General features: G+C 68.9%; 22 protein-coding genes. 9 read left to right on the top strand and 13 right to left on the bottom strand.

From position 1 onward, the window contains the following. The first annotated feature begins 167 nt into the window (after nucleotides 1-167). Entirely contained in the window at nucleotides 168-1319 is a 1152-nt protein-coding gene (pstS, locus tag AC1RS9_RS07105) for a phosphate ABC transporter substrate-binding protein PstS (protein ID WP_074041001.1), read from the top strand. Nucleotides 1320-1417: 98 nt separating this feature from the next. Here pstS and trxA read toward each other — a convergent pair whose 3' ends face one another. The 9 genes from trxA to AC1RS9_RS07060 form a co-directional block, all read right to left on the bottom strand. Continuing rightward, on the bottom strand, nucleotides 1418-1744 hold the full coding sequence (gene trxA, locus AC1RS9_RS07100) for a thioredoxin (RefSeq protein WP_006944697.1): 327 nt from the start codon (nucleotides 1742-1744) through the stop codon (nucleotides 1418-1420). Between the two features lie 71 nt (nucleotides 1745-1815). Beyond that, nucleotides 1816-2820: a thioredoxin-disulfide reductase gene (gene trxB, locus AC1RS9_RS07095; RefSeq protein WP_038566252.1), complete on the bottom strand. Its 1005-nt coding sequence runs from the start codon at nucleotides 2818-2820 to the stop codon at nucleotides 1816-1818. A gap of 184 nt (nucleotides 2821-3004) precedes the next feature. Next, on the bottom strand, nucleotides 3005-3916 hold the full coding sequence (locus AC1RS9_RS07090; protein ID WP_144693802.1) for an RsmA family anti-sigma factor: 912 nt from the start codon (nucleotides 3914-3916) through the stop codon (nucleotides 3005-3007). A gap of 108 nt (nucleotides 3917-4024) precedes the next feature. Next, on the bottom strand, nucleotides 4025-4561 hold the full coding sequence (gene sigM, locus AC1RS9_RS07085; protein WP_235181973.1) for an RNA polymerase sigma factor SigM: 537 nt from the start codon (nucleotides 4559-4561) through the stop codon (nucleotides 4025-4027). Next, nucleotides 4558-6507 (bottom strand): protein kinase family protein, encoded by a 1950-nt coding sequence (locus tag AC1RS9_RS07080; RefSeq protein WP_144693804.1) that lies wholly within the window; start codon nucleotides 6505-6507, stop codon nucleotides 4558-4560. The genes sigM and AC1RS9_RS07080 overlap by 4 nt, the downstream gene beginning before the upstream one ends. 177 nt (nucleotides 6508-6684) lie before the next feature. Beyond that, nucleotides 6685-8793 carry a murein biosynthesis integral membrane protein MurJ gene (gene murJ, locus AC1RS9_RS07075; protein ID WP_144693806.1) on the bottom strand — a complete coding sequence of 703 codons (2109 nt, stop codon included), beginning with the start codon at nucleotides 8791-8793 and terminating at the stop codon, nucleotides 6685-6687. Nucleotides 8794-8796: 3 nt separating this feature from the next. Continuing rightward, nucleotides 8797-11211: a DUF6049 family protein gene (locus AC1RS9_RS07070; RefSeq protein WP_492920960.1), complete on the bottom strand. Its 2415-nt coding sequence runs from the start codon at nucleotides 11209-11211 to the stop codon at nucleotides 8797-8799. Nucleotides 11212-11215: 4 nt separating this feature from the next. Further along, on the bottom strand, nucleotides 11216-11695 hold the full coding sequence (locus AC1RS9_RS07065) for an NUDIX hydrolase (protein WP_006944822.1): 480 nt from the start codon (nucleotides 11693-11695) through the stop codon (nucleotides 11216-11218). A 205-nt stretch (nucleotides 11696-11900) separates the two neighbouring features. After that, nucleotides 11901-12431, bottom strand: a complete 531-nt coding sequence (locus AC1RS9_RS07060; RefSeq protein WP_074040009.1) for a hypothetical protein — start codon at nucleotides 12429-12431, stop codon at nucleotides 11901-11903. Between the two features lie 527 nt (nucleotides 12432-12958). Between AC1RS9_RS07060 and AC1RS9_RS07055 the strand changes: the two genes are divergently transcribed. From AC1RS9_RS07055 to AC1RS9_RS07020, 8 genes are all read left to right on the top strand, one after another. Further along, nucleotides 12959-14410: a CCA tRNA nucleotidyltransferase gene (locus AC1RS9_RS07055; protein WP_240742481.1), complete on the top strand. Its 1452-nt coding sequence runs from the start codon at nucleotides 12959-12961 to the stop codon at nucleotides 14408-14410. Nucleotides 14411-14549: 139 nt separating this feature from the next. After that, a complete protein-coding gene (locus AC1RS9_RS07050) occupies nucleotides 14550-15281 on the top strand; it encodes a putative glycolipid-binding domain-containing protein (protein WP_082740586.1) in 732 nt (243 codons plus the stop codon). Between the two features lie 86 nt (nucleotides 15282-15367). After that, nucleotides 15368-16666: a glycosyltransferase 87 family protein gene (locus AC1RS9_RS07045; protein ID WP_492920957.1), complete on the top strand. Its 1299-nt coding sequence runs from the start codon at nucleotides 15368-15370 to the stop codon at nucleotides 16664-16666. Between the two features lie 204 nt (nucleotides 16667-16870). Continuing rightward, nucleotides 16871-17851, top strand: coding sequence for a sugar ABC transporter substrate-binding protein (locus tag AC1RS9_RS07040; RefSeq protein ID WP_006944819.1), 981 nt, complete (start codon nucleotides 16871-16873; stop codon nucleotides 17849-17851). A 170-nt stretch (nucleotides 17852-18021) separates the two neighbouring features. Further along, the gene (locus AC1RS9_RS07035) at nucleotides 18022-19353 is read left to right on the top strand and encodes an alpha/beta hydrolase (protein WP_131940189.1); all 1332 of its coding nucleotides are present in this window, start codon (nucleotides 18022-18024) and stop codon (nucleotides 19351-19353) included. Nucleotides 19354-19379: 26 nt separating this feature from the next. Beyond that, a complete protein-coding gene (locus tag AC1RS9_RS07030) occupies nucleotides 19380-19598 on the top strand; it encodes a biotin/lipoyl-binding carrier protein (protein WP_006944789.1) in 219 nt (72 codons plus the stop codon). A gap of 115 nt (nucleotides 19599-19713) precedes the next feature. Beyond that, complete coding sequence (locus AC1RS9_RS07025) at nucleotides 19714-20793, top strand: ABC transporter permease (protein ID WP_006944611.1); 1080 nt, start codon at nucleotides 19714-19716, stop codon at nucleotides 20791-20793. Nucleotides 20794-21035: 242 nt separating this feature from the next. Beyond that, entirely contained in the window at nucleotides 21036-21857 is an 822-nt protein-coding gene (locus tag AC1RS9_RS07020; RefSeq protein WP_074040002.1) for an ATP-binding cassette domain-containing protein, read from the top strand. Between the two features lie 149 nt (nucleotides 21858-22006). Here the strand turns inward: AC1RS9_RS07020 and AC1RS9_RS07015 are convergent, their stop codons facing one another. The 4 genes from AC1RS9_RS07015 to AC1RS9_RS07000 form a co-directional block, all read right to left on the bottom strand. After that, nucleotides 22007-22738 (bottom strand): hypothetical protein, encoded by a 732-nt coding sequence (locus AC1RS9_RS07015; RefSeq protein ID WP_062256910.1) that lies wholly within the window; start codon nucleotides 22736-22738, stop codon nucleotides 22007-22009. Between the two features lie 122 nt (nucleotides 22739-22860). Further along, nucleotides 22861-23403 (bottom strand): TerD family protein, encoded by a 543-nt coding sequence (locus AC1RS9_RS07010; protein WP_062256911.1) that lies wholly within the window; start codon nucleotides 23401-23403, stop codon nucleotides 22861-22863. After that, complete coding sequence (locus AC1RS9_RS07005) at nucleotides 23396-23836, bottom strand: hypothetical protein (RefSeq protein WP_492920953.1); 441 nt, start codon at nucleotides 23834-23836, stop codon at nucleotides 23396-23398. Before AC1RS9_RS07005 ends, AC1RS9_RS07010 begins: the two co-directional genes overlap by 8 nt. A gap of 36 nt (nucleotides 23837-23872) precedes the next feature. Beyond that, complete coding sequence (locus AC1RS9_RS07000; protein WP_006944600.1) at nucleotides 23873-25069, bottom strand: toxic anion resistance protein; 1197 nt, start codon at nucleotides 25067-25069, stop codon at nucleotides 23873-23875. Between the last annotated feature and the right edge of the window lie 137 nt (nucleotides 25070-25206).

Genomic DNA, 25206 nt, shown 5'->3' with positions numbered 1-25206 from the left:
CACCGATTCCGACCGGCAATCTCCCACTGCCCAAGGCCTCTCACACCCCTCAGACTGCGTTCACTCAACGTTTACCTCGAAGGGGGATTCGCGACACGTGAACGACCTAGGTTCCAAGCGTCCAGGCACGTGCCCGGAAATACTTTGTGACGAGAGGTCTGTATCCCGTGAAGATCACGAGCATCGCCCGCATCTCCGGCGTCGCGCTGGCCGGCGCCCTTGCCCTGTCCGCCTGTGGCAGCGAGTCGTCCGACTCCGCCACCGACGGCGCCAAGTCCGCAGGCTCCAGCGCGACGGACGCCGCCAAGTCCGGCGGCGACTCGGGTTCGGCCGACTGCGGCAAGAAGGACCTGAAGGCCGAGGGTTCCTCCGCCCAGGACAACGCGATCCAGGACGCCATCGAGAAGTACGGCAAGACCTGCGACAACAACGTCACTTACAACGCGACCGGTTCCGGCAACGGCATCAAGCAGTTCATCGCCGGCCAGGTCAACTTCGCCGGCTCTGACTCCGCGCTCAAGACGAAGCCGAAGGACGGCAAGATCGAGACCGACGAGGCCAAGACGGCCTGCGGTTCCGAGGCCTGGAACATCCCGATGGTGACCGGCCCGATCGCCGTCTCGTACAACCTGAAGGACGTCAAGGACCCGATCACGCTGACGCCGGCCGTCCTCGCCGACATCTTCAACGGCAAGATCACGAAGTGGAACGACCCGGCGATCGCCGCGGTCAACAAGGGCGTCACCCTGCCGGCCAAGGACATCAAGGTCTTCTTCCGCTCGGACGAGTCGGGCACGACGGAGAACTTCACGAAGTACCTCGCCGCCTCCGCGAAGGACAAGTGGACGGCCGAGCCCGGCAAGAAGTGGACGGGCAAGGGCGAAGGCAAGGCCAAGACGGCCGGCGTGACCTCGTCCGTGAAGTCGACCGACGGTGGCATCACGTACGCCGAGTGGTCGGCCGCGAAGGACAACGAGCTGCAGGTCGCGAAGATCGACAACGGCGCGGGCGCCGTCGAGCTGACCGGCGCCTCGGCGTCCAAGGCCATCTCTGCCGCGAAGATCGACGGCACGGGCAACGACCTGCGCCTCAAGCTCGACTACGCGACGAAGGAAGCGGGCGCCTACCCGATCGTCCTCGTCACGTACGAGGTCGTCTGCTCGAAGTACAAGGACGCCGAGATCGGCAAGTCCGTGAAGTCGTTCCTCACCTACTTCGCCGGCGACGACATCCAGAAGAACCTCGAATCCCAGGGTTACGCGCCGCTGCCGGCCGACATCCAGGGCAAGGTCAAGACGGCCGTCAACGCCATCCAGTGACGCACAGCGCCTGACGGGGTGGGGGGGGGGGGGGGGGGGGGGGCCGGGGCTTCGTCGTCGGACGCTGCGCGCCCGACAGTGTCGTGATGCGGCTCGGTTCAGCCGAGGAACGGCTCGAGCTCGCGCAGCAGCTTCGGCTTCGGCATGGCGCCGACGATCGTCTTGACGACCTCACCGTTCTGGTAGACGTTCATGGTCGGGATGCCGGTGATGCCGTACTTCGCGGAGATCGCCGGGTTCTCGTCCGTGTTGAGCTTGTAGACGTCGATCTTGTCGGCGTTCGCCGCTGCGATCTCCTCGAGGATCGGCGCGACGGCGCGGCACGGGCCGCACCACTCGGCCCAGAAGTCGACGAGGACGGGCTTGCTGTTCTTCAGGACGTCGGCGTCGAACGTGGCGTCCGTGGTGGGCTTGGTGGCTCCCATGATGTTCTCCTCTGTGGCGGCACCGGCGAAGCGGCACCCGTGGTCGATGGTTCTTGGTCGGTCGAAGGTGATCAGCGCGCCGCGTCGGCGCCCTGCGGCTCCGCGGTGAGGGACGCGTCGGGAGCGGGCTCGCCGGCCGCGTCGAGGTGGGCGAGGAAGCGCTCGGCGTCGAGGGCTGCGGAGCAGCCCGAACCGGCGGCCGTGATGGCCTGACGGTAGGTGTGGTCGACGAGGTCGCCGCACGCGAAGACGCCGTCGACGTTCGTGTGCGTTGAACGCTCCTGCGCGACGACGTAACCCTCGTCGTCGAGCTCGATCTGCCCGGTGACGAGCTCGTTGCGCGGCAGGTGGCCGATCGCGATGAACAGGCCGGTCGCGGCGAGCTCGCGTTCGTCACCGGTGACGGTGTCGCGCAGCGTCACGCCGGTCAGCTTGTCCTCGCCGTGGATGGCGACGACCTCGCTGTTCCAGGCGAATTCGATCTTGGGGTCGTTCTCGGCGCGCTCGGCCATGATCTTGGAGGCGCGAAGCTCGTCGCGCCGGTGCACCATCGTCACCTTCGCCGCGAAGCGCGTGAGGAAGGTGGCTTCCTCGACGGCCGAGTCGCCACCGCCGACGACGATGATCTCCTGGTTGCGGAAGAACGCGCCGTCGCACGTCGCGCACCACGAGACGCCGTGGCCGGAGAGGCGCTTCTCGTCGGGAAGGCCCAGTTCGCGGTACGCCGAGCCCATCGCGAGTATGACGGCCTTCGCGCGGTGGGTGACGCCCTCGCCGTCGACGACCGTCTTGACGGCACCGGTCAGATCGACGGAGGTGACGTCGTCACGCACGAGCTCGGCGCCGAAGCGCTCGGCCTGCGCACGCATGTTCTCCATGAGGTCGGGGCCCATGATGCCGTCCGAGAAACCGGGGAAGTTCTCCACCTCGGTGGTGTTCATCAGGGCGCCACCAGCGGTGACGGAGCCCTCGAACACGAGCGGTTCGAGATTGGCTCGCGCCGCGTAGACGGCGGCGGTGTACCCGGCGGGGCCGGAGCCGATGATGATGAGGTTGCGCACGGCCTGGTCGCTCACGAAAGCTTCCTTCGTTGTCTTGTCACGGGCTGCCCGGGGAAGGTCTCGGCGCTGTCGCGCGCCCGCTGTCACCCTGCACAACGCACTCTAGTCGTGGGACATTCCGAGCGCATGCCGAGGCGTACCGCGGCGTCGAGCCACCGGGCTGGCGAGCAAGTCGATGCGAAACCGTCGACCCCGGCCCTCACGTCGTGACGGACGTCGGCCCCGCCTCGAGGTCGGTGGCCGTGCTGCAGGTGCGCGAGACGACCCAGGCCGTCGACGTGCGGCCCTTCACGGCGACGACGATGACGGCGGGGGTGCCGTCGTAGGTGGCGAAGTCGGCGTAGACGGCGTCGGGCTTCTCGATGACGCCCTTCGCGACGGCCTGCAGGCAGGCCTGCACGCCCTCGCCGGTGGCCAGGGGGCCCAGGGATTGCGCGTTGGCCTGCGCGGGTTCGATCGCAGGCGACTTCGACGTCCGCAGCGCCGCAGCCTGCGTCGCGAGATCCGTCGACGTGTACTTCGTCTGCGTCTGCGTGACACGCACGCGTGAGGCGTAGTTCTCCTCGGCAGGTTCCATCGACGCCCCTGCCGTGGGCTGGGCACTCGGATGGGACTCGTCACGGTTCGTCACGAGGGTCACCGCACCGATGGCGACGGCCGCCGCGGCGCCGAGCGCCAGCGCCGCGCGCCCGAGGGTGCGTCGGCGACGATGGCCGTCCAGGGAGGTGACGGTGGCCCCTGACGGTCTCTGCGACGCCGCCGGAGGATTCATCTGTCCTTCGGAAGCCGGGGCCGCAGGGCGCTGCTGCGTTCCAGGACGCTGCGGCAGCGGCACCGCCGGGGGCATCCTGGGGTGCTCATCGCGCTGGAGATCTTCGGGCGGACGTCGCACGTCCGACAGCCTCTCGTCCGAGGGCACCCCCGCCTCACGGGACGCGCTCGTCAGCGCGTCGCGCACGCGCGTGGCGACGTCGTCGGGCATGCGGGGAGCGTCGCGGGAGGCCTCCGTCCGCAGCAGGGCAGCGATCTGTTGCTGCACCTCGGCCGACGCGACCGGTTGGTCGTCGGCGTGCGCGGACGCCTCCCACTCGTCGCGGAAGTTGCGGGCCATGTCAGGCCTCCTCTCATGAGCGTGGACGGGCGCTTCATTGTGTCTGACGCGCAGGCGGGCACGGTGGTTCCGTGACGTGAGCCACGTCTTCGGGATGACGCCTCGGCGTCATCGATCCGCGAGCATGCCCGCGAGGGCAGTGCGCCCCCGCGCACACCGCGACTTCACGGTGCCCTCGGCGATGCCGAGGTGCGTCGCGGCCTCGGTGACGCTGAGACCCTCCATGTCGACGAGGACGAGGCACAGGCGCTGCCCCTCGGGCAGCTGCGCAAGGGCCTGACGGACGTCGAGGCGGACGTCGGTCTGCGCATGCGCGTCCCGCGTGTCGGCGATGTCGTACTCGGGCCACTCCTGCGTCGGCTTCAGTCGGCGCAGCCGGTCGAGTGCGGAGTTGACGACGACGCGGTGCAGCCATGTCGAGAACTTCGCATCACCGCGGAACGACTCGAGGCGTCTGAACGCGGCGAGGAAACCCTCCTGCACGGCGTCCGCGGCGAGCTCCGGGTCGCGGGTCGTGCGCAGGGCGACCGCCCACATCCTGTCCTTGTAGCGCTCGAACAGCACGCCGAACGCGTCCGGGTCGCCCTCACGATGAGCCTGGACGAGTTCTTCGTCGGTGCTGTCCCGAAGCACTGATCCGTTCACTTCGAGACCGTGACCTCGGCGATCGACGACTCGTAGTACGACTGGCCGGCGGGCTTCGTCTGAGTCGGGATGAAGACAGTGACATAGCGGCCCGACGCGTTCGTCGAGATCGTCTGCTCACTCGTCGCGCTCGACATCGAGCCGACCTTCGTGCCCGTCTTGCCGGGGGTGTCGCTGACGTAGACGTCGGCGGTCAGCGGCGTGCGCTTGCCGGGCGTCACCTTGATGGTCTTGACGGCTGTCTGCGAACCCAGGTCGATGCTGACGCCACCCATGTCGGGGTCGCCGCCCCAGGAGGCGCGACGGTAGCGCAAGCTCATCCACACCGTGTCGGGGTTGCCGTCGATGGCGTTGGCCGCGGCCAGCGAGCCGGATTGGCGCGCTCCTTGCGCGTTCACGAGCGTGGCTGCGGCGGCTTGGACGGGGGTGCCTGCCGGTGCAGCGCTCGAGGCAGAGGACGGCGCACTCGAACCCTTCGGCGACGAGGCGGACGTGCTGGGCTTCGCGGCGGCGTCCGGCTTGTCAGAGCTGCCGGCGATGCCCTGGAGCCCGAAGATGGCGAGCACGAGCGCACCGAGCACGATGAGGCCGACGAGGACGAGGGCGAGCTTGCTGCTCGCCGGGTCAGGGTCGTCGGTGCCGCCGTTGAACCCCGGTACCGGGGGTTCGAGCTCCTCGAACGACGGGTCGTAGGAGGTGCGGGCGTACGCGGCGTCCTCGTCGTCGAGGTTGAACTGCGTGGTCTCGTCCGCGTCGAAAGCGACGGGGCGGCCCACCATCGTCGCGTCGGCGGGGTCGGGTTCGTTGACACGACGCGGGGCGGGCTTGCGCGGAAGAGCCACCGCGGGCTTCGCGCCGGGGTCGGTGGCGTCGTCGCCGCGCACGTCGTCGGTGGAGGACGAACCATTCTTGGTGCCGCTCTTCTTGACGGTGCTCACCCCGCTGCTCGTCGCACCGGCCTTGCCGGAGGCGCTCTTGTCCGAGCCACCCTTGCTCGAACCTGCCGCTGCGAGGGCCGCAGCACCGACGGCTCCGACGGCCGAGCGCTTGCCTGCACCGTCGCCGGAACCCGCGCGCTCGTCGGCCCGGCGGACGACGAACGTCGACTCGGGCTCGTCAGCGGTGTCGTCATCGGTTTCGACGCTGCGTCGCCCACGACCCGGAGCCGTGATGATCTGCGCCGACCACGGCGCGAGCTGACGCGCGACCTCGCCCGGCGTGCGCGGGCCGTCACCGGTGTTGAGGACCTGGCGGCACATCGCGTCGAGATCACTCGGCACGCCGTCGACGATCTCGGCGGGTGTCGCGATCTGCCCGTCGGCGCGACGCTGCGCGAGTTCGATGCCCTTGAGGCCCTCGATGTCCTGCGGGTCGCCCGGCCACGTGCCCGTCAAGGCCGTGTAGAGCAGATCCACGAGCGCACGCGTGTCGATGGCGGTCGCCTCGGAGCTGGAGACGTCGTCACGCCCGGCGAGAGAGCCACCGACGGCGACCTGGGTGACGGCGATGGAACCGTCGGCGAGGCGTAGGACGTGACGCGGCGTCAGGATGAGGTGGTGCAGGCCGCGCTGACGCGCGGCCTCGAGGGCGCTCGCCGTCTCACCGACGATGCGACGTGCCTCCTCGGGATGCATCGGTTCGAAGCGTGCGAGGTCGGCGAGGCTGTAGGCGCCCGTGTGCGGCTCCTCGACGATGTACGCGAACTCGTCGTCGCGCCCCGCGTCGAGCACGCGCACGAGGCGCGGGTCCTCGACGCCCGCGGCGCGGCGGGCACTGTCGAGTGCCGCGTCGGCGTGCGCCGAACGCGACCCGACGACGGTGATGGCGACGTCACGCCCGAGTTTCTCGTCACGCGCGATCCAGCGTGCGAGACCGGGGGCGTCCGAGATCTCGGACGTCAGCTCGTACCGGTTGCCCAGCACCGTGCCCTTCGTGATGCCCTGCACTCGCACTCCTCGTCGCGTCGATGAACCACGGCCCGCGCGTCGCTGAGACGCCGGGCTCGGTTCATCCTAAGCAGCCCGCCGGGCAACCACGCGGTACGGCGTCCCTTCGGCGCGGCGAGGTCTGGAGGCATCGCCCCGAGGGCCGTGACGATGACGCGTCACGACCGCGAGGGGACGTCAGCCTCGACGCAGACGACGGGTGATCGGGCCGAGCAGGCTGTTGATCTCCTGCACGCGCAGGCGGCTCGCGACGAGGAAGTACACGGCCAGGAACAGCGGGCCGATGATGAGCAGTTCGACGAGGCTCTCGACACGCGTGACGGGCGCGACCTGGTGGACGAGGAAACTGACGAGCAACGTGACGCCGGTGGCGATGATCGCGGCGATCGCCAGACGGACGTAGGTGCGCACCGTCTCCGACAGGTCGACGGCGCCGAAGCGGCGCCTCAGCAGGACGAAACCCACCGCGGCCTGGACGACGTTGGAGATCGTCTGCGCGAGACCGACGCCGACGCCGACCCAGTGGGCGCCGGGGTGACCGAGGATGGTCGTGTCCTGCAGGAAGAACCAGGGCACGGTCAGTCCGACGGCGATCCCCGTGCAGATGATCTGCATCCAGAACGGGGTCTTCGCGTCGTTGTAGGCGTAGAAGACGCGCTGGATGACGAGGCACAGCGAGTAGGGCACGAGGCCGACGAGCATGGCGATGGCCATCGAGCCGATGGCCCACCGGGTGTCCGGATCCGCGCCGAACATGGCCGACACGAGCGGGAAGACGAGCGCGAAACAGCCGAACGTCAGCATGACCGACGCAAGGCCCGACAGACGGATACCTGTCGTCATGTCGTCCTTCACCTTGTCCGTCTCGTTGCGGCCAGCGGCGATGGACATCCGCGTGAACAGCGCGGTGACCAGGCTGACGGTGATGAGGGAGTGCGGGAGGGTGAACAGCAGGAACGCCTGATCCTGCGCTCCCTTTCCGGGTTCACCGTCAGGCTGGGAGTTGAGCAGCCGGGACGTGACGATGAGGCCCAGCTGCTGGACGATGACGGCCGCGAACGCCCAGCCGGCCATCGTCGAAGCGCTGCGCAGACCCACGCCCCGGAACTTGAAGTTCGGGGTGAACGAGTACCCCGCACGCTTGAGCACGGGGACGAGCACCAGGGCCTGAGCGACGATCGCGAGCGTCGCGGGCAACGCGAGGACGAGGATCATCTCCGTGGTCCACCCCGAGTACGGCGGAACCCCGTTCTGACCGTGCGGGTACGCCGCGATGAACCAGACGAGCCCCAGGATGATGACGACGTTCGCCAGCGCGGGGCTCCACATGAACGCCCCGAAGCGTCCGCGCGCGTTGAGCACCTGACCGAGGATCGTGTAGACGCCGTAGAAGAAGATCTGCGGAAGGCAGATGAGCGTGAACGCCGTGGCGACGTGGAGCTTGTCGCCCGTGACGTTCTTGTGGTCGTAGATCCGGTAGACCCACGGGGCGAGGGCCATGCCGATGACGGTGACGCCGAGCAGGATCGTCAGCGTGAGCGTGACGATGCGGTCCGTGTAGGCCTTGCCGCCGTCGGAGTGCTCGAGCGCGCGCGTGATCTGCGGGACGAGAACGGCGTTGATGACACCGCCGGCCAGGAGCAGGTAGATGATGTTGGGCAGGCTGTTGGCCGTCGCCCACGTGTTGGCGATGCCCGTCGTCGAGCCGAGGGCCCAGACCGTCAGCACGGAACGGAGCAGGCCCAGCATGCGTGAGACGAGCGTGCCGGCCGCCATGATGGCGCTGTTGCGCAGAACCCCGCCTGTTCCCGAGGACTTCGCTGCTGCGGTCTGGGGGCCGTCGGCGGGCGTCTCGACGGCGTCGGTCGCCGGGCCTGCGGCCCCCGTCGTCGGGATGGCGGCCGTCCGCGCGCCTCGTGTTTCACGTGAAACACGAGAGGCGCCCGAGCCTCGCTGGGCGCCGGGTCTGCCGGAGACGGCCAAGGCGTCGTCAGCCTCGAGGTTCCAGGCGTCCTCGGCCTCGCGGCGCTCGCGGTAGGCGTCGACCTCGCCGAGGTCGATGACCTGCGTGTGGTCGCTGCTCGCGTGGCTGCGCGTGGACTCGAGGTTGCGCAACCACTGCGCCTCCTGGTCGGCCTCGAACCACGACTCGTAGGCCGAACCGATGCTCGTACCCGCGACGTTCGGCATCGCGATGGTGTGCCGTACCGCCGTCTCGTACATCGCGCCGAGCGATCCGGACGCCGCGCCGTTCGGGCGCGACGGATCAGGTTCGGCGTTCGACATCGGCTACTCCTCCAGCTGGATGTCCCGCGCGAGCTCATCGCGTCGGCGGGTTCCCGCCTTCCTGCCGCGCACGAGGCCGTAGCAGAAGACGAGCAACGCCACGATACCGAGCACCCAGAAGATCCACGTACCCGTCGGGCGCGCGTTGATGCGCAACGGGGACGTGTCAGACGTGTCCGGGCCGAGCGCGACGCCGTTCGCGGCCGTCAGGCTCGCATCGACGTCGACGAGGCTCGCAGCCTGCGCGGCGAGGGGGACGCGCACCGTCGTCTGGCCCTTCGCCTTGATCGTCACGGGCTCCGGTTGCGAGCGGAACTGCACCGCGTACGTGCGTGGCGTGAGCGTCAGACTGACGTCCTTGACGTCGCGTGCCAGGTCGTTCTTCACCGTCACGCTGATCGTGCCCGAGTCGGAGAAGAAGTTGATGCGCGCCGGGACGACGCTGACGTGCTCGGGGATCGTCGACACGGCGGCGGAGGCATGCTGGACGAGCTCGTCGACGTCCGGCGAGGTGCCGCGCCAGCGGGTGCTCGTCAGCTGATCGAGATTGCGGCTCCACGCCGGCACGATGTCGTCACCGTCGACGACCGCGCCCGCCACCTGCGTCAGCGACGCGAGGGTGCGCGATGCGCGTTGCAGGTCGCGTGCATCGAAGGCCTGCGTGCTGGGCCGGGGCCAGACGCCGTCCGAGGCAGGTGCCTCGGTCGACAGCTTGGCCACGGTGCCCGCCGAGCGTCTGCTCGAGACGTCGAGGGCGCTCGTCGTCATCCACGGCGCCGTGTCGATGGCCGACAGCACCTGCGCCAGACGCGAAGGCGACGTCGTGCCGAGGCGATCGCCCATGACCATGAGGCTGCGGTCGGCCGACGGAAACTGCTGGTAGAGAGCGAGACCCGCGGCCTGTTCGCGCAACCCGGCCTCGACGTCGCTGTCGGCGCCGTCCGAGCTCAGCGGCGCGCTGAGGGCGCTCGTGTACCCGATCATCGGGATGCCAGACGTGCTGCGCCGCGCCGCCGATGAGGCCGAGATGAAGTCGGAGCCGTCGAGCGTGACGTTGGGCGTGATGATGAGGGGCTTGCCGCCGAGCACCGACGACCACACCTGCGACAACCGGTTCGTCGCCGACACGCTGAGCGGCGCAGCCGGCGCGGCGACCACCGTCGTCGACAGTTCCTTCAACGCCGGCGACAGTGGACGGGCGAGTGCGCGCCGCAGCACGGCGTCGCTGCCCGGGGGCCGATCGTCCGCCGTCAAAGACGACAGATCGGGGTCGCCGTACGGCGTGAACACGACCTGCTGATCGCTCGGACGGTCCTTCAACGTAGCGACGAGGCCGGCCGCGAGTGCCTCGACGGTCGTCGCCGGAGCAGGATCCTGCGAGGACGAGCTGCTCGAAGAGGAACTGCTTGACGACGAGGACGCGTCCCTCGACGAGGTCGACGAGGTCGATGCCCCGCTCGGTGCGGTGTTGCTGGGCGAGGCACTACCGGCGCTCGCCGTCGACGACGCGGAGGACGAGGACGGCGTGCTGCCGGCGGAACCCGTGTCACCGGGCGAGGCCGACGCGGAGCTCGACGAACTGGGCGTCGACGTCGTCGCCCGGTCCGCGGCAGCCTCCGTCGGGAGCGAACCGTCCTGTGCCGCAGCGGGATCGAGCACCGCCGGGTCGATCATCCACGTGACGGGGGCACCCGAGTTCGAGGCGAGGAGACGCTGGATGTCCGAGCCCGGCCCGATGGCCTTGTTCCACGCGTCGAAGCGCTCGCGACCGCTCGCGGTGAACAGCTTCGGGTCGGCCGGAAGCGTGATGGGAATGACGACGGACGTCGACATCGGCGTGAACTTCATCGAATCGGCCTGCGTCGTCACGAAGCTGCGGATCGTCGCGGTGGAGCCGCCTCCGGTGACATCGACCTGCAGCGGCATCGTCGCCATCGAGAAGCTGACGTCGAGCTGGTTCGCCGGGATCGTCACGGTGACGTTGGTGCTCGCGCCCGGTGCAAGCGTCTCGACGTTCGTCGTCGCCGTGACGGGGTTGGTCATCGCGACCTCGCCGGCGCTCCAGCGTGACTGCACCTCCAACGTGCCGAGCGCACGCTTGGCGACGCTGATGCGGGTGGTTGCGTTCGTCAGCGGCGTCGAGCCCGTGTTGCGCACCTGCACGCTGAGCGAGAGCGAGTCACCGCTCTTCAGGGTGGGGGGTGTCGAGCCCGTCAGCGACACAGCGATCGGACCGCTCTGCGCCGAACTCTTCGTCGCGGCGCGCGAGGTGCTCGCGGCATGGGCCGACATGCCGGCCACGGACGACACGTTCGCCACCGTCGAAGCTGCGGCAGTGCTCGTCAGGCATGGCGGGCCGCTTGCCAGGCAGGTGGCGAGCAGGCCCGAGAACGCGGCGAGGTGGGCTCGTCTCGTCATCGACTCAGTGACCGGTCAGGCGGGCCCACGCCGTCGCGGCGATGCGGCGTTCGTTGGGGAACGTCAGGTGTTCGTGGGCGCGGTCGAGGCGGAACCACTGCGCGTCGATGGCTTCGTGGTCCGGGTCCTTCTCGATGCTGATCTCGCCTCCGACGGCTTCGAGCAGGTAGTGGTGCACCATCTTGTGGATGCGGTAGCCCGGCACGGAGAACCAGTAGTCGATGACGCCGAGCGTCACGAGGGCCCGGCCCTTGATGCCGGTCTCCTCCTCCACCTCGCGTTCCGCGGTCTGGACGAGCGTCTCACCGGCTTCGATGTGGCCCTTCGGCAGGCACCACTCGACGCGTCCGGCGCGATTGTGGCGCGCGATGAGAGCGAGGTAGGCCTGGTGATCGCGAACGTCGACGACGACGCCGCCCGCAGAGATCTCCTCGAGCGTCGCAAGGCGCGCAGCCCGGTGCACGCGGTGCGAGGAGACGGTCATTCTCATACCTTAACGAGAGGGTTCGGCGTTTGCGCCCGCGCTCGCCCGCAGGCCCCGGCATGATGCGGAAAACTCGCCGGCGCCCGGTCTTGACGTCCGTCGCGGCCGTTCGTGGGCGGCCTGGGGGTGCCCCGTCAGTGTTGCTCGCGCTCCGGCAACAGACGAGCGATGACGGCGCCGACGAGCGTCGCGACCATGAGCGGGATCAGGGCGCCGGTACCGGGGACGAGGGCGCACAACAGCAGCGCGGCGAGGTGCTTGCGCAGGCCAGCGCCGCGAGCGTCACCCATGCGCCGTCGTGGATGAAGGCGGCGATCTCCGGCATCTGCTCGTCTCCGGAGAATCGGGCCTGCGGGATGAACGCCGCGAGGAGGGCGACGGCCATCGTGGCGAGCATGGCCTGCACCCATGACGGTGCCGGCACCGCATCGAGCCACCTGCCCAGCAGCGGCTGTCCGGCGGTGAAGAGCGCGGCGATCGCAGCGCCCGCGGCTGCGGGAACGAAGGCCCACAGCATCTGTTCCTGACCGCCGCCGACGGTCGGCAGACCGAGGGCGACGTGCTCGCCGCTGGTCGCCTGGTGGATGACGACGCAGCCGAGGAAACCGGCGACGGCCGCGACACCGAGGGCGCACAGGTGAAGCGTGCGCCGCCAGTGCACGGCGACGGGATCCTCGGAGTCGGCGATGAGGGAGTCGAGGGTGTCGAGGTGGTGATCCTTGCGCCGCGGCGGCATGATGATGACACCGCTGAGCAGGATGGTGGCGGCAGATCGTAGGGGGCTCTGGGCCCGTGCCAGACGAGGTGCTACGCACCGTTCATCAGGGTCAGCGCGAGGCCGGCCACCGCCCCCGCGACCGCACCGTAGGCGGCAGCGACCGCGCGGATGCGCCGAGCGGTAGGAACGGCGGCACGTCTGCTGAGGTGCTCATGGGGGGACCGTCGATTCGATGCTGCGTGGATGTGACCGCCGCGTCGTGCGAGGACGAAGCGATGTTTCACGTGGAACATGGCGACGGGGGGGGCGACGATCGCAGGCATTGTTCATCGCAGCGACTCCATTTGAGGAAGCCCGTTGCGAAGAGGCGCTGGACGCGAGGCGACGGCCACCACTCAGCGGTGGCGGCAGCCATCACGCGGCAACGGGGGTGCGGCCCGAGGTGGGCGACTCGATACCCTTGACCAGTGACGCACACCTCCACCTCCACCCAGCAGGACGCCCGGACGGGCACGACCGCGGCGCCTCCGGCGTCGGGGGCGAGGATGCTCGGGACAGCGATCGCGCATCTCGAACCGGTCATGCCGCTGCTGCGGCAGCTCGGTGAGCTGTTCGCCGGGGCCGGGCACGAGATCGCTCTCGTCGGTGGGCCGGTGCGCGACGCCTTCCTCTCCCGCACCTCGCCGGATCTGGACTTCACGACGTCCGCCCGCCCCGATGACACCGAGCGCATCGTCGCCGGATGGGCCGACGCGACGTGGGATCTGGGCCGCGCGTTCGGCACGATCGGGGTGCGCAAGGGTGGCGTCCAGGTCGAGATCACGACCTACCGCGCTGACGCCTACGACCGTGAGACGCGCAAGCCGGTGGTCGAGTTCGGTGACTCGCTCGACGACGATCTCGTCCGCCGCGACTTCACCGTCAACGCGATGGCGCTGCGCCTGCCCGACCTGACGTTCGTCGACCCGTACGGCGGTCTCGCCGACCTGGCTGCAGGTGTGCTGCGCACCCCGACCGACCCGGAGGTCTCGTTCGGTGACGACCCACTGCGCATGATGCGCGCGGCACGTTTCTCGTCGCAGCTCGGGTTCGACGTCGCGCCCGAAGCGTTCAGGGCGATGCGCGAAATGGCCGCGTCGATCGAGATGATCTCGGCCGAGCGCGTGCGGGACGAACTGGTCAAGCTCCTCATGTCACCGACGCCGCGCCGAGGGCTCGAACTGCTCGTCGAGTCGGGCATCGCCGAACACGTGCTGCCCGAACTGCCGGCGCTCGCGCTCGAGATCGACGAGCACCACCGTCACAAGGACGTGTACGAGCACTCACTCATCGTGCTCGAGCAGGCGATGGCGCTCGAGGGACCGCGCGAGGTGCCGGGGGTCGAGGCGCCGACCGAGGTCGAGGGGCCGGATCTCGTGCTGCGCCTCGCGGCTCTGCTGCACGACATCGGCAAGCCCGACACGCGACGTTTCGAGCCGGGTGGCGGCGTGAGCTTCCACCATCACGAACTCGTCGGCGCGAAGATGACGCGCAAGCGGTTGCGCGCGCTGCGTTTCGACAAGGAGACGATCAAGCAGGTCTCCCGTCTCGTAGAGCTGCACCTGCGTTTCCACGGCTACGGCAACGGTGAGTGGACCGACTCGGCCGTGCGCCGCTACGTCACGGACGCAGGGCCGTTGCTGTCGCGCCTGCACCTGCTGACGCGAGCGGATTCGACGACGCGCAACAAGCGCAAAGCAGCCCGGCTGCAAGCGACCTATGACGACCTCGAGGCGCGCATCGAGCGCCTTCAGGCCGAAGAGGAGCTGGCCGCCGTGCGGCCCGAGCTCGACGGCAACGAGATCCAGGCCGTCCTCGGCATCAAGCCCGGGCCGGTACTCGGGCGTGCCTACAAGCACCTGCTCGCGGTGCGCCTCGATGAGGGCGTCATCGGCAAGGACGTCGCGAGCGAGCGGCTGCGTGAATGGTGGGCGCAGCAGCCGGAGTCGCAGGGCTGACGGGGGCATTGCGCTGTTCGTGTTGTCATTGCGTCATTCGTGTTCTCGCGGGTGCGCGTCGCGGGCCGATGGCGGGTGACGTGGACTGCGACGGGCGTGTTGCCGCCGTCACGGCTGGCGTGCCTGACAAGCTGGTGCCATGACTGCAGTGGACGTGGCGTGGCAGGGCCTCGACGACGAGACGCGTCTTGACGTGGCGTCGATCGACTTCGCCGAGGAAGGCGGGTTCGTCGCGACCGGACGTCAGTCCACGGAGACGTGGCGCGTGCAGTGGGATCTCGTCGTGGATTCACGCTGGCGCACGAAGTTCGTGACGCTCGACGCGGAGGGCTACGTGCCTGTTTCACCTGAAACCGACGACGTTTCACGTGAAACAGCGGACGAGGGCGGCTGGCGGGAGCGGGTGTGGCAACGCCACCTCAACCTCTGGCGCCGTGACGACGGAGCTCGCTCGCTGTGGCGCTGGGAGGGTGACGGGTCGGGCGACGCGCCCGGTTGGCTGGCCCCGCTCGGCATGGAGGACGGCATGGAACTGCTCCTCAGCGACGCCGTCGACGTCGACCTCGGCGGCTGCCCGGTGACGAACACGATGCCGATCCGTCGTCTCGGGGTCGACGCTGCCGGCGTCGGGGAACGGCCGATCACGACGGCGTGGGTGCGCCTTCCGGATCTCGCTGTCATGCCGTCGCCGCAGGTGTACTCGTCGGGTCCGCAGGCGCTGACGGAGGCGATGACGGTGCTCGACCCGCGTGTGTTCTCGGTCGTGCACTACCGCTCGGCGACGCGCGACGTCAGCGTCGACCTCACCGTCGACGATCATGGCCTCGTGCTCACCTACCCCGATCTCGCCGCGCGCGTCGACGTCCCATGACCAGAACCATGGTCGAACCCCCGGCTCGCGATTCGGTGCATTCTGAGCCGCCGGCCGAGGCCAGCTCCTGCGACCGTCGCACCCGGATGCGCTCCGGGGCCGCGCTTGTCGCCGGGGCGCTGCTCGCCATCGCAGCCGTCACCGCGTTCATCCTGCACAAGCTGGCCGCGCAAGATCCGGACACGTGGCTCATCGATCTGCGCGTCTATCTCCTGGGGGCTCGGCACGCGTTCTCGCCCGACCTCTACGACCAGCAGTACCCCGTCGCGTCGTTGCCGTTCACGTACCCGCCCTTCGGCGCGATGGTGATGGCGCCGCTCGGGCACCTGCCGTTCCCCGTGGCAGCCACGCTCGTGACGGCGACGTCGTGCGCCGCGCTCATGCTCGTCACGCGGCGCGCGCTGTCCGCCGCGTCCCGCCTCGGGCGTCGTGGCCGAGGGATGCGGTGGTGGTTCATCCCGGTCGGCGTGCTGGCGATCGCATTCGAGCCGGTGTGGGCGACGTTCTCGTTCGGGCAGGTCAACCTCATCGTGCTGGCGTTGTGTCTGCTCGATCTGACGGGCCGTCATCGTGCGCGCGGTGTCATGGTCGGTCTGGCTGCGGGGTTGAAGCTGACGCCGCTGTTCTTCGTCGCCTACCTGGTGTTCACGCGGCAGTTCCGGGCTGCGGCGACGGTGTGCGCGACGTTCGCCGCCACCGTCGCGGTGGGGTTCTTGTTCAATCCGCACGGCGCGACGGTGTTCTGGACGGACGCGGTGCGCGATCCGTCGCGCGTGGGTTCGGCCTTCTTCGCCGGTAACCAGGCCCTCACCGGGGTGCTGCCGCGGTGGGCCGGTGGGCCTCTGCCGCACGCCGTCGTCCTCGTGGCGCAGGCGCTCGCGGGTCTGGCGGCGCTCGTCGCGGCTTCCTACCTCCACCGTCGCGGTCATGAACTCGAGTCGGTGATCGCCGCGTCGTTCGGGATGCTCGCGATGTCGCCGATCTCGTGGAGCCATCACTGGGTCTGGGCGTGGCCGGCCGCTCTCGTGCTCGTGGCGGCGCTCGTCCGTCAGCTCCGGGGTGCGCGCGGGGGCAATGGCGAGCATGCGGCCGATGACGTAGACCATGGCGACGCGCGGGGCATCGGTGCCGCCGAGCGTGCGCCCGGCTGGGCCGTCGCCACGGGTGCGCTCCTCATGGTGTGGCTGCTCGTCTTCGTCTCGCGCTCGACGTGGTGGCCACCTCACTACGAGGACGCCGAGTTGTCGTGGAGCCTCGTCCAGAAGGTCTTGGGCAACACGTACGTCGTCGCCGGCGCGCTGTGGATCGCCTGGGCACTTCTCGACGCCCGTGCGGGCCGACGCGGGCGCAACGTCGCTTCACCCGCACCACGAGGTGGCGAGTAACTCACAGGTAGGCGCGCAGTTACCTGCCGACGCGTGACTTACCCGCCATCCTGACAGCGCCCTGGCCCACCGGGCACCCACGCCCCACCGCCGACACAGGCACCCCGCCGACCCGCGATGTATCGAACCGAGACATCAGGTGGGGCACAATGGACGCTGATAGTCACGTCCGCGCCGTCGGCGCCCCGGAGAAGGATCATCCACATGCGCAAGTCCCTGACGATGGCGAGTGTCGCCGTGCTCGCCACCTCGCTCGCCGCGTGCAGTTCCACGGGTGGGCGCAAGGCGGTCGAAGAGGCGTCGAACAACGCCGGTCACGCGAACACTCCGACGATGACGGTCGCTCTCGTCACGCACTCGGGCCCGGGTGACACGTTCTGGGACATCGTGCGCAAGGGCGCCGAGGATGCGGCGGCGAAGGACAACGTCAAGCTCGAGTACACCTCCGACCCGGACGGTTCGAAGCAGTCGAACCTCGTGCAGCAGGCCGTCGACAAGAAGGTCGACGGCATCGCCCTGACGCTCGCGAAGCCGGATGCCATGAAGGGCTCCGTGGAGGCGGCGAAGAAGGCGGGCATCCCCGTCGTCGCGCTCAACGGCGGCCTGGACGACTGGAAGAAGATGGGCGTCGAGAGCTACTTCGGCCAGGACGAGAAGATCGCCGGCGAGGCGGCAGGCGACAAGCTCAAGAGCGGCGGCGCCAAGAAGGTGCTGTGCGTCATCCACGAGCAGGGCAACGTCGGCCACATGGATCGCTGTGCGGGCGTCAAGAGCAAGTTCGACGCGACGGAGAACATCTACGTCAACGGCACGGACATGCCGAGCGTGCAGAGTGCGATCACGAGCAAGCTGCAGCAGGACAAGACGATCGATGCCGTCCTCGGCCTCGGCGGCCCGTACGCGATGGCGGCGACGAAGTCGGTCAAGGACGCGAGCTCGGACGCCAAGGTCTACACGTTCGACACGAGCAACGAGGTGCTCGGCGCGATCAAGGCGGGCACGATCCAGTGGGCGGTCGACCAGCAGCCGTACCTGCAGGGATACCTCGCCGTCGATGCGTTGTGGCTGCGCAAGAACAACGGCAACATCGTCGGTGGTGGCCAGCCCGTGCTCACGGGGCCCGCGTTCATCGACAAGTCGAACGTCGCCGACGTCGAGAAGTACGCGAAGTCCGGACGCCGCTGAGCGGTGCGCCCGACTCGCGCGGCGCGGTCTCGGCCCGACGCGCACCCACGTGTGGTTCTGGCCCGCCTCAGCTGGCGTTCACCTGGATGTGATGTGCTGAGGGTTGGACTTCACAAGAGCTCGTCGTCGACGCCCCGAACCGCGGGGCGCGCAAGGGGAAGGGCGGGGAGATGATCGAGCCGGACAGCATGACGTTCGCGGTCATGATCTGGATTCTGGGCTTGCTCATCACGCTGTTCGTGGCGCTGCGGGGTCACGCGTTCGGCACGCGCTCGCTCAAGCACGTCGCGATGCGCCTCGGTGGCATGTTGACGAGCACGTTCGTGCTCGTGCTCGCGGCCGTCGTGACGCTCAACTCGAAGTACGGGTGGTACTCGTCCTGGCAGGACGTGCAGGCCGCCGTCACCGGCACACCGCCCACCATCGAGCAGCACACGCACGGCAAGGCGCGTACCCAGGAGCAGAAGAACGAAGCGCTGCAGCAGGCACGTCAGACCGACGCCGCCGCCGACGCGAAGTACGCCGCCCAGCGCGCCCGCTACGAGGCCGGGCTGCACCTCAAGCCGTCCTCCACGGGGCAGTGGATCAAGATCAACATCCCCGGTATCCGCATGCAGGGCAAGGACATCGGCCGTGTCATGGTGTGGCTGCCGCCGTCGTACACGAGTGACACGAAGCGCACGTACCCCGTCATCGAGGCCTTCCACGGCATGCCCGGTGGCACCCTCGACTACCAGCGCGTCTTCCACCTCGACGCCTCGCTGCGTGACGCGGTGAGTCGCGGCGCGATGCGTGACGCCATCATCATCGTGCCGCAGGAGATGCCGGCCGGTATCGACACCGAGTGCGTCGACGGCGGTGGCCTCAACATGGAGACGTGGCTGACGTCGATGGTGCCCGACTACATCACGCAGAACTTCCGTGCACAGGCCAGCCGCGAGGCGTGGACGACGATCGGTGTCTCGGCCGGCGGTTGGTGCTCGTCGATGGCGACGATCCTGCACCCCGACCGTTACGCGGGTGGCGCGAGCCTCGGTGGGTACTATTCGCCGCAGTTCGACACGTGGAACCCGTTCAACGGCAAGGTCCCCGAGCGTTACAACCTCATCGAGCAGGTCAAGAAGAACCCGCACCCGCAGTCGCTGTGGGTGCTCGTCTCGGGCGCGGACAAGCTGTCGGGCGCCTCGAGCGAGGCGTTCATCAAGGCGGCGACGGCGTATGACGTCACGCAGGTCGACCTGCCGCACGCCGGTCACCGCGTCGGCGTGTGGGAGACGACGTTCCCCGACGTGTTCACCTGGATGGGCAAGACGTTCCCCATGTTCGCGGCCTCGGCGGGTTCGACGTCGCAGCAGGCGACGTCGCCGTCGAGCGCGGCAGCAGGCACGTCGCAGGTGCAGCCGTCGGCGAGTTCGCTGACGCGCCGTCACCGCGCTCTCACCCATCACGTCACGGGTTCGACGAACGGCCTCGTCGGCTTGACGCCGCGAACGCGCGGGTAACAGCGCGCCTCTGCCACGATGCTGGCATGGGCACACAACACATCGCATCCGACCTCGTCGCGAACGTCCACTCCATCGCGGTGAGCGTCGGCCAGCGCGTCGAGGCCGGTGACGAACTCGTCCTGCTCGAGTCGATGAAGATGGAGATCCCCGTCGTCCCCGAGGAGCCGGGCACCGTCGTCGAGATCCGCGTCCAGCCCGGTGACGTCGTGCAGGAGGGCGACGTCCTCGTCGTCCTTCAGTGAGCGAGCGCCGCGCGGCGCGGTCGGGAAATGTATCGGTTCGATACACCTGTCCTCTACCATGAAGGACGGTGAAGGTACCCCTTCGCCTGCCCGCACACTCGAAAGGGAGCCTCGCGTGTCGACTCCTGCCACGTCGAGCGAGCCGAGTTCGTCACCGGCGACGCCCGCGCCCGCCAGCTCAGCGGACGACCGCGTCCGCAACCGCAACGTCCTCGCGCGCTACCTGTCACGCCCCGAGATCGGTGCCCTGTTCGGGGTTCTCGCGATCGCCGTGTTCTTCCTCCTCGTCGCCGAGCCGTTCCGTCACATGGCAAACACCGGCACGATCCTCTATCAGTCCGCGACGATCGGCATCATGGCCGTGCCCGTCGCGCTGCTCATGGTGGCGGGCGAGTTCGACCTGTCGGCCGGTGTCGCGGTGACGACGGCGGGGCTGTCGGCGTCGCTGCTCGCCTGGTACTTCAACTTCCACGTGTGGGCCGCAGTCGGGTTGAGCCTGCTCATCGCGCTCGCCATCGGTGCGCTCAACGGGTTCATGCTCAACCGCAGCGGTTTGCCGAGCTTCCTCATCACGCTCGCGACGTTCTTCGTCCTGCAGGGCGTCAACCTCGGCGTGACGCGCTCCGTCACGGGTGGCGTCGCGAGCAACGACATCTCCGACATGGCCGGTTTCGACTCCGCGCACGCATTCTTCGCGGCCTCGATGAAGATCGGGCCGGTCAACCTCAAGATCCCGGTGCTGTTCTGGATCGTCCTGACGATCATCGCCGCCTTCGTGCTGCTGCGCACCAAGGTCGGCAACTGGATCTTCGCCATCGGCGACGACGAGAAAGCGGCCCGCGCCGTCGGTGTGCCCGTGTGGAAGGTGCGCGTCGGGCTCTACATGTTCGTCGGGTTCTGCGCCTGGCTGTCGGGCATGCACCTGCTGTTCGCGTTCAACCAGGTGCAGTCCGGTGAGGGCATCGGCAACGAGTTCATCTACATCATCGCGGCTGTCGTCGGTGGCTGTCTGCTGACGGGCGGCTACGGCTCCGCGGTCGGTGCGAGCTTCGGTGCGCTCATGTTCGGCATGACGCAGCTCGGCATCAACTACGCCGGCTGGAACCCCGACTGGTTCAAGACGTTCCTCGGCGTCATGCTGCTCGCCGCCGTGCTCCTCAACACCTACGTCAAGCGAAAGGCGGACGCCCGATGATCCGCATCAAGACCGGTGACGACGGCCGCCGCCGCCCGGGCGCAACGGGAAGGCCGGGCACGGGTGACACTGCTGGCGCGACGCAGTCGGTGATGCCGGATGACGCTGCCCCCCGACGCGAGGCGGCCGAAGAGACCCGAACAGCGTCGGCTGAACGCACCGCGTCCCCCGCGGTTGATGTTTCACGTGAAACGGCCTCCTCGGGCACGGACAGCGCGGGCGAGACGAGGGGCGCCACCGGCGTGAACTCCCACGATGACACCGCCATCGTCCAGCTCGTCGACGTCGGCAAGGCCTACGGCAACGTCGACGCCCTGCGTGGCGTCGACCTCACCGTCCGACCCGGCGAGGTGACGTGCGTGCTCGGTGACAACGGTGCCGGCAAGTCGACGCTCATCAAGATCATGTCGGGCCTGCACGACTACACGAGCGGCGAGATGGTCGTCGACGGCGAGGTGCGCCACTTCTCGTCACCGCGCCAGTCGCTCTCGTCCGGTATCGCGACGGTTTACCAGGATCTCGCGCTCGCGCCGCTGCAGTCGGTGTGGCGCAACTTCTTCCTCGGCAACGAGTTGACGAAGGGCCCGTTCGGAGCGCTCGACATCAAGCGCATGAAGGCCGTCTGCGACGAGGAACTGACGAAGATGGGCATCGCCGTGCCCGACCTCGACCGGCCCGTCGGTGGCCTCTCGGGCGGGCAGAAGCAGTGTCTCGCCATCGCCCGAGCCATCTACTTCGGCGCCAAGGTCATCATCCTCGACGAGCCGACGGCCGCGCTCGGCGTCAAGCAATCCGGCGTCGTTCTGAAATACATCATGGCGGCGCGTGACGCCGGCCTCGGCGTCGTGCTCATCACGCACAACCCGCACCACGCCTACCTGGTCGGCGACCACTTTGTCGTCCTGAAGCTCGGCCGCGTGACGCTCGATGCGTCGAAGCGCGAGATCGGCCTCGACGAGCTGACGGCGCAGATGGCCGGCGTCAGCGAACTCGAGGCGCTCGAGCACGAACTGCGCCACGACGACGCGCCGAAGGTGGCCGCGTCACCGATCGACGTCGACTGATTCCTTCGGAGCCGAGACCGCGCGCTGCGGGATCGCAGCTCTCACGAGACGAGTTGAGGGCCGAAACTCTGCATTGCAGGGTTTCGGCCCTCAGCCGTGGAAGGTGCGCGTGGGCCGGCGACGCGGCCTCCAGGCGAGCGCGACGGACGTCAGCCCAACAGGTGCGTGTGCGTTATGGCGAACGAGCGCTCGTCGTAGCCGTACGCCGACGCGACGGCCCCGAGCACACCGGACAGCGGGTCGTGCTCGTGGCGGATGACGACGAACTCGTCGACGCGCGTCAGTGTCAGGCGCGGCCAGACGCCGAGGCTCGTGCCCCCATCGATCGGGACGATGACCTGCGTCGCACCATTGCTCACCCGCATCTCCGACGGCGGCAGCGGCATCGTGCCTTGCGTCCCCGTGGCGATGAGCACGCGGTTCATCGGCTGTGTCATGTCGATCGTCAGCGTGTTGCCGCGTGGGGTGACGCTCGAGCCGTCCTGCAGCGCGAGCAGGTCAAGACCACGCCGACGCACGAGCCATTCGACCGTCAGGTAGCCGACGCCCGAGGCAAGCCGGTCGAGGGCGGCGACGCGGTGCAGCTTCACCGCGCGCCCACCGACGACGCTGACGCCCAGCGGCGGCGGAGACGGGCGTCGACGTGCCGGCACGACCTCGACCCGCCCACTCGGAGCGGGCGCTTCGCCGCCTTGTCCCACCGCGACGCCCTGCTCGCCCGGGGACGGGGCCATGTCCGTCACCGACGGGCTCGTCTGCCGCGCGAGAACGCGCAGCCAGGCACCATCGGGGTTGCCGAGCTGCGAATCCGGCACGCGGCGCTCGGACGGCGCGTCCTCCGGTGCGTCCGCAGGTAGCGGCGCCGGCGTCGGGGGCTGCACCTGGTCTGGCTGATCCTGCGCGTAGCCCTCGGTGCCTCCGGGAAGTGAGAAAGCGCCCCCCGACGATGGAGTGGGCGACGAATCCCCCTGCCCTGAGCCGTAACCGGGCGGTGGCTGCAGCGTCACAGCCGGCTCCCGGCCTGCTGCATCGCGGCGTCGAGGCCGGCTTCGTAGCCGCGGCCGGTGAACTCGACACGCCACCCGGCATCCCCTCGCACGACCTCCGCGACGACGAGCGCCGACACAGGCCCCGCCGCTGACGCGAGGTTGCCCGAGCGCGTGATCTCGCGACCCGTGGCGTCGTCACGCACGCTGACGTCGAGGCTGCTCACCTCGTCGAGGGTGCGCTTCGGGGCGTTGGCGCGCGGCTGCACGAACGCGAGGATGACGATGCGCTCCACGTCCGCGGGGGCTGCCGCGAGGTCGACCTCGACAACGCCGTCGGAGATACCGAGGCGCGTCGTCTCGTCGGGGGTGGCCGGCTGGTTGGAGTGCACGACGTGCTCACGGCTCTCGACGCGGTCGCGCACGAGCGGCATCGCGGCGATGCCGATGCGGTCGCCCAGCGCGGTCTGCGCGCCGGTGTTCCAGCGCACGTCGAGCGAGACGATGCGGACGCCGTCGAGTGAGGCGCCGGTGCCGGGCGCGCGGGATTCGTCAGCCATGGCCGAACTTCTCCTCCAAGAACGCGCCCTGGATCTCCAGGGCGTCGCGGGCGTTGTCGATCGAACGGCACGCCGCGGACGAGGCGACGTGCTCGATGGTCGTGAGCTGCTGGATCAGCATGTCCTGCGCCCCGGCGACGCCGCGCGCCGCGAGGTAGGCGTTGATCGTGTCGGGCACGTGGGCGCTCGCGGTGCGCTCCAGCGTCACGAGGGTCTGCACGTCGAGCAGGCGCGCCGACGGGTCGGCGACGACGTCCTCGAGGTGGTCGCCGATGAGACGGCACAGCACCATCGCTCGCCCGGGTACCTGCGCGCCGAGGGAACGCAGCCACCGCACGTACTGGTGCAGCGCCGCCTCGACGGCTTCGACGGTGCCCGGAGTCGTCCCGCTGGGCTGCTGCTGGCGCGCGTCGTCGCGCGAGAACCACCCCACGTCAGATCCTTCCTGCGAAGCGGTGCGTCACGAGGCTCAGGCGGGCCCGCCGGGCAGCTGGCCGCGCATGTTCTCGTTGCTCTCGAGCTGCTGCTTGCGGGCGCGCTCCATGTACGGCTCTGCACGCTTGATCTGCGTCTGCAGGGACGTGATGGTCGCGGCCATCGAGTCCGTCGCGGCGCTGCGGTAGGAGTCGATCGCGTCCATCGTCGCGAAGACGTTGGTGAACGCGTTCTCGAGCTTCTGCACCTCGACGAGCGACTCGGTCGACTTCGCGTTGATCTCGGCGCCCTGCTGACGCAGCTGCTGCGACGTCGACTCGATCATGTTCGACGTGGTCGAGCGCAGGGCGTTGATCTGGTCGAGCACGAGCTTCTGACGCGCCAGCGCCTCGGAGACGATGACGGCCGTGTAGAGCGCGGCGACCGTCGTCGACTTGGCACGGTCGACGGCCGTGATGAGCTGGTCGTTGTTCTGCAGGACGAGCCCGAGCGACATGTAGCCCTGCGTGGCGACGGCGATCTCCGTCGCGAGGTCCTGACGGCGCTGACGGACGGTGAAGAGCACCTGCGACTTCATCGCGTCGGCCTTCTCCGTCTCACCGCGGGCGCCGAGCTCGGCGACGCGCTGCTCGATGGCGGCGTCGAGCTGCGTCATCTTCTCGTCGAGGTCGCGCAGGCGGATGAGCGACTCCCACAGGCGCGTCTGCTCGAGCTGGATGCCGGCGTTGTCCTTGCGCAGGTCGTCCTGGCCCGATTCGAGCGCGGCGATGATGGCGTTGAGGTGGGTCTGGCTCGACTGGTACTTCATGAAGTAGCGGTCGACCTTGTCGCCGCCCGGCATCCACTTGAGCAGCTTCTTCGCACCCTTGAGGTCGGCGCGGTGCGGGTCGAGGTCGGTGACCGTCTGACGCAGTTCGGCGAGGGTGTTGCCGACCTTGTTCTGGGCGCTGTCCTTGCCGGCGAGGGAGGGGCGCTGCAGGATCGAGTTGCTCACCTGCGCAGCCTTCATGGACTCCTCGCGGCCCATGTTGGTGATCTCCTTGAGCCGCGCGCGGAACGCCGGGTCGTTGGGGTCGATCTCCTCGAACCTCGCGACGGTCTGCGTCGCCTCCGTGACGGCGAGCTGCTTGTGCTGCTCGTCGATCGGCACCATCGCCGCAGCCTTCTCGGGCTCGACCACGTCGACCGGTTTCGGCGGGGCGAGCATGGGCTGGGGTTCAGGGTTCGTCATCGTGCTCCTCCTTGGTCACGCGGCCAAGACATCTCGGTTGCGTCGAGCCTAGTCCACGCCGGTGACAACGCGCTGAGGCCCGGGGAACGTTCCCCGTCCGGCTCTGCGGCGCCAAGTTTCACGTGAAACACGGTGGT

Source organism: Dermacoccus sp. MPR-E5, from assembly GCF_058809565.1.
The sequence above is the reverse complement of the archived record's forward strand: the minus strand, read 5'-3'. Positions and strand labels throughout refer to the sequence as shown.

Bases quoted from the DNA above. Each gene is read 5' to 3' on its own strand.
- trxA (WP_006944697.1), bottom strand. From the start codon at position 1,744: ATGGGAGCCACCAAGCCCACCACGGACGCCACGTTCGACGCCGACGTC.
- AC1RS9_RS07090 (WP_144693802.1), bottom strand. From the start codon at position 3,916: ATGGCCCGCAACTTCCGCGACGAGTGGGAGGCGTCCGCGCACGCCGAC.
- murJ (WP_144693806.1), bottom strand. From the start codon at position 8,793: ATGTCGAACGCCGAACCTGATCCGTCGCGCCCGAACGGCGCGGCGTCC.
- AC1RS9_RS07070 (WP_492920960.1), bottom strand. From the start codon at position 11,211: ATGACGAGACGAGCCCACCTCGCCGCGTTCTCGGGCCTGCTCGCCACC.
- AC1RS9_RS07065 (WP_006944822.1), bottom strand. From the start codon at position 11,695: ATGACCGTCTCCTCGCACCGCGTGCACCGGGCTGCGCGCCTTGCGACG.
- AC1RS9_RS07060 (WP_074040009.1), bottom strand. From the start codon at position 12,431: ATGCCGCCGCGGCGCAAGGATCACCACCTCGACACCCTCGACTCCCTC.
- AC1RS9_RS07055 (WP_240742481.1), top strand. From the start codon at position 12,959: ATGCTCGGGACAGCGATCGCGCATCTCGAACCGGTCATGCCGCTGCTG.
- AC1RS9_RS07050 (WP_082740586.1), top strand. From the start codon at position 14,550: ATGACTGCAGTGGACGTGGCGTGGCAGGGCCTCGACGACGAGACGCGT.
- AC1RS9_RS07045 (WP_492920957.1), top strand. From the start codon at position 15,368: ATGCGCTCCGGGGCCGCGCTTGTCGCCGGGGCGCTGCTCGCCATCGCA.
- AC1RS9_RS07040 (WP_006944819.1), top strand. From the start codon at position 16,871: ATGCGCAAGTCCCTGACGATGGCGAGTGTCGCCGTGCTCGCCACCTCG.
- AC1RS9_RS07035 (WP_131940189.1), top strand. From the start codon at position 18,022: ATGATCGAGCCGGACAGCATGACGTTCGCGGTCATGATCTGGATTCTG.
- AC1RS9_RS07030 (WP_006944789.1), top strand. From the start codon at position 19,380: ATGGGCACACAACACATCGCATCCGACCTCGTCGCGAACGTCCACTCC.
- AC1RS9_RS07010 (WP_062256911.1), bottom strand. From the start codon at position 23,403: ATGGCTGACGAATCCCGCGCGCCCGGCACCGGCGCCTCACTCGACGGC.
- AC1RS9_RS07000 (WP_006944600.1), bottom strand. From the start codon at position 25,069: ATGACGAACCCTGAACCCCAGCCCATGCTCGCCCCGCCGAAACCGGTC.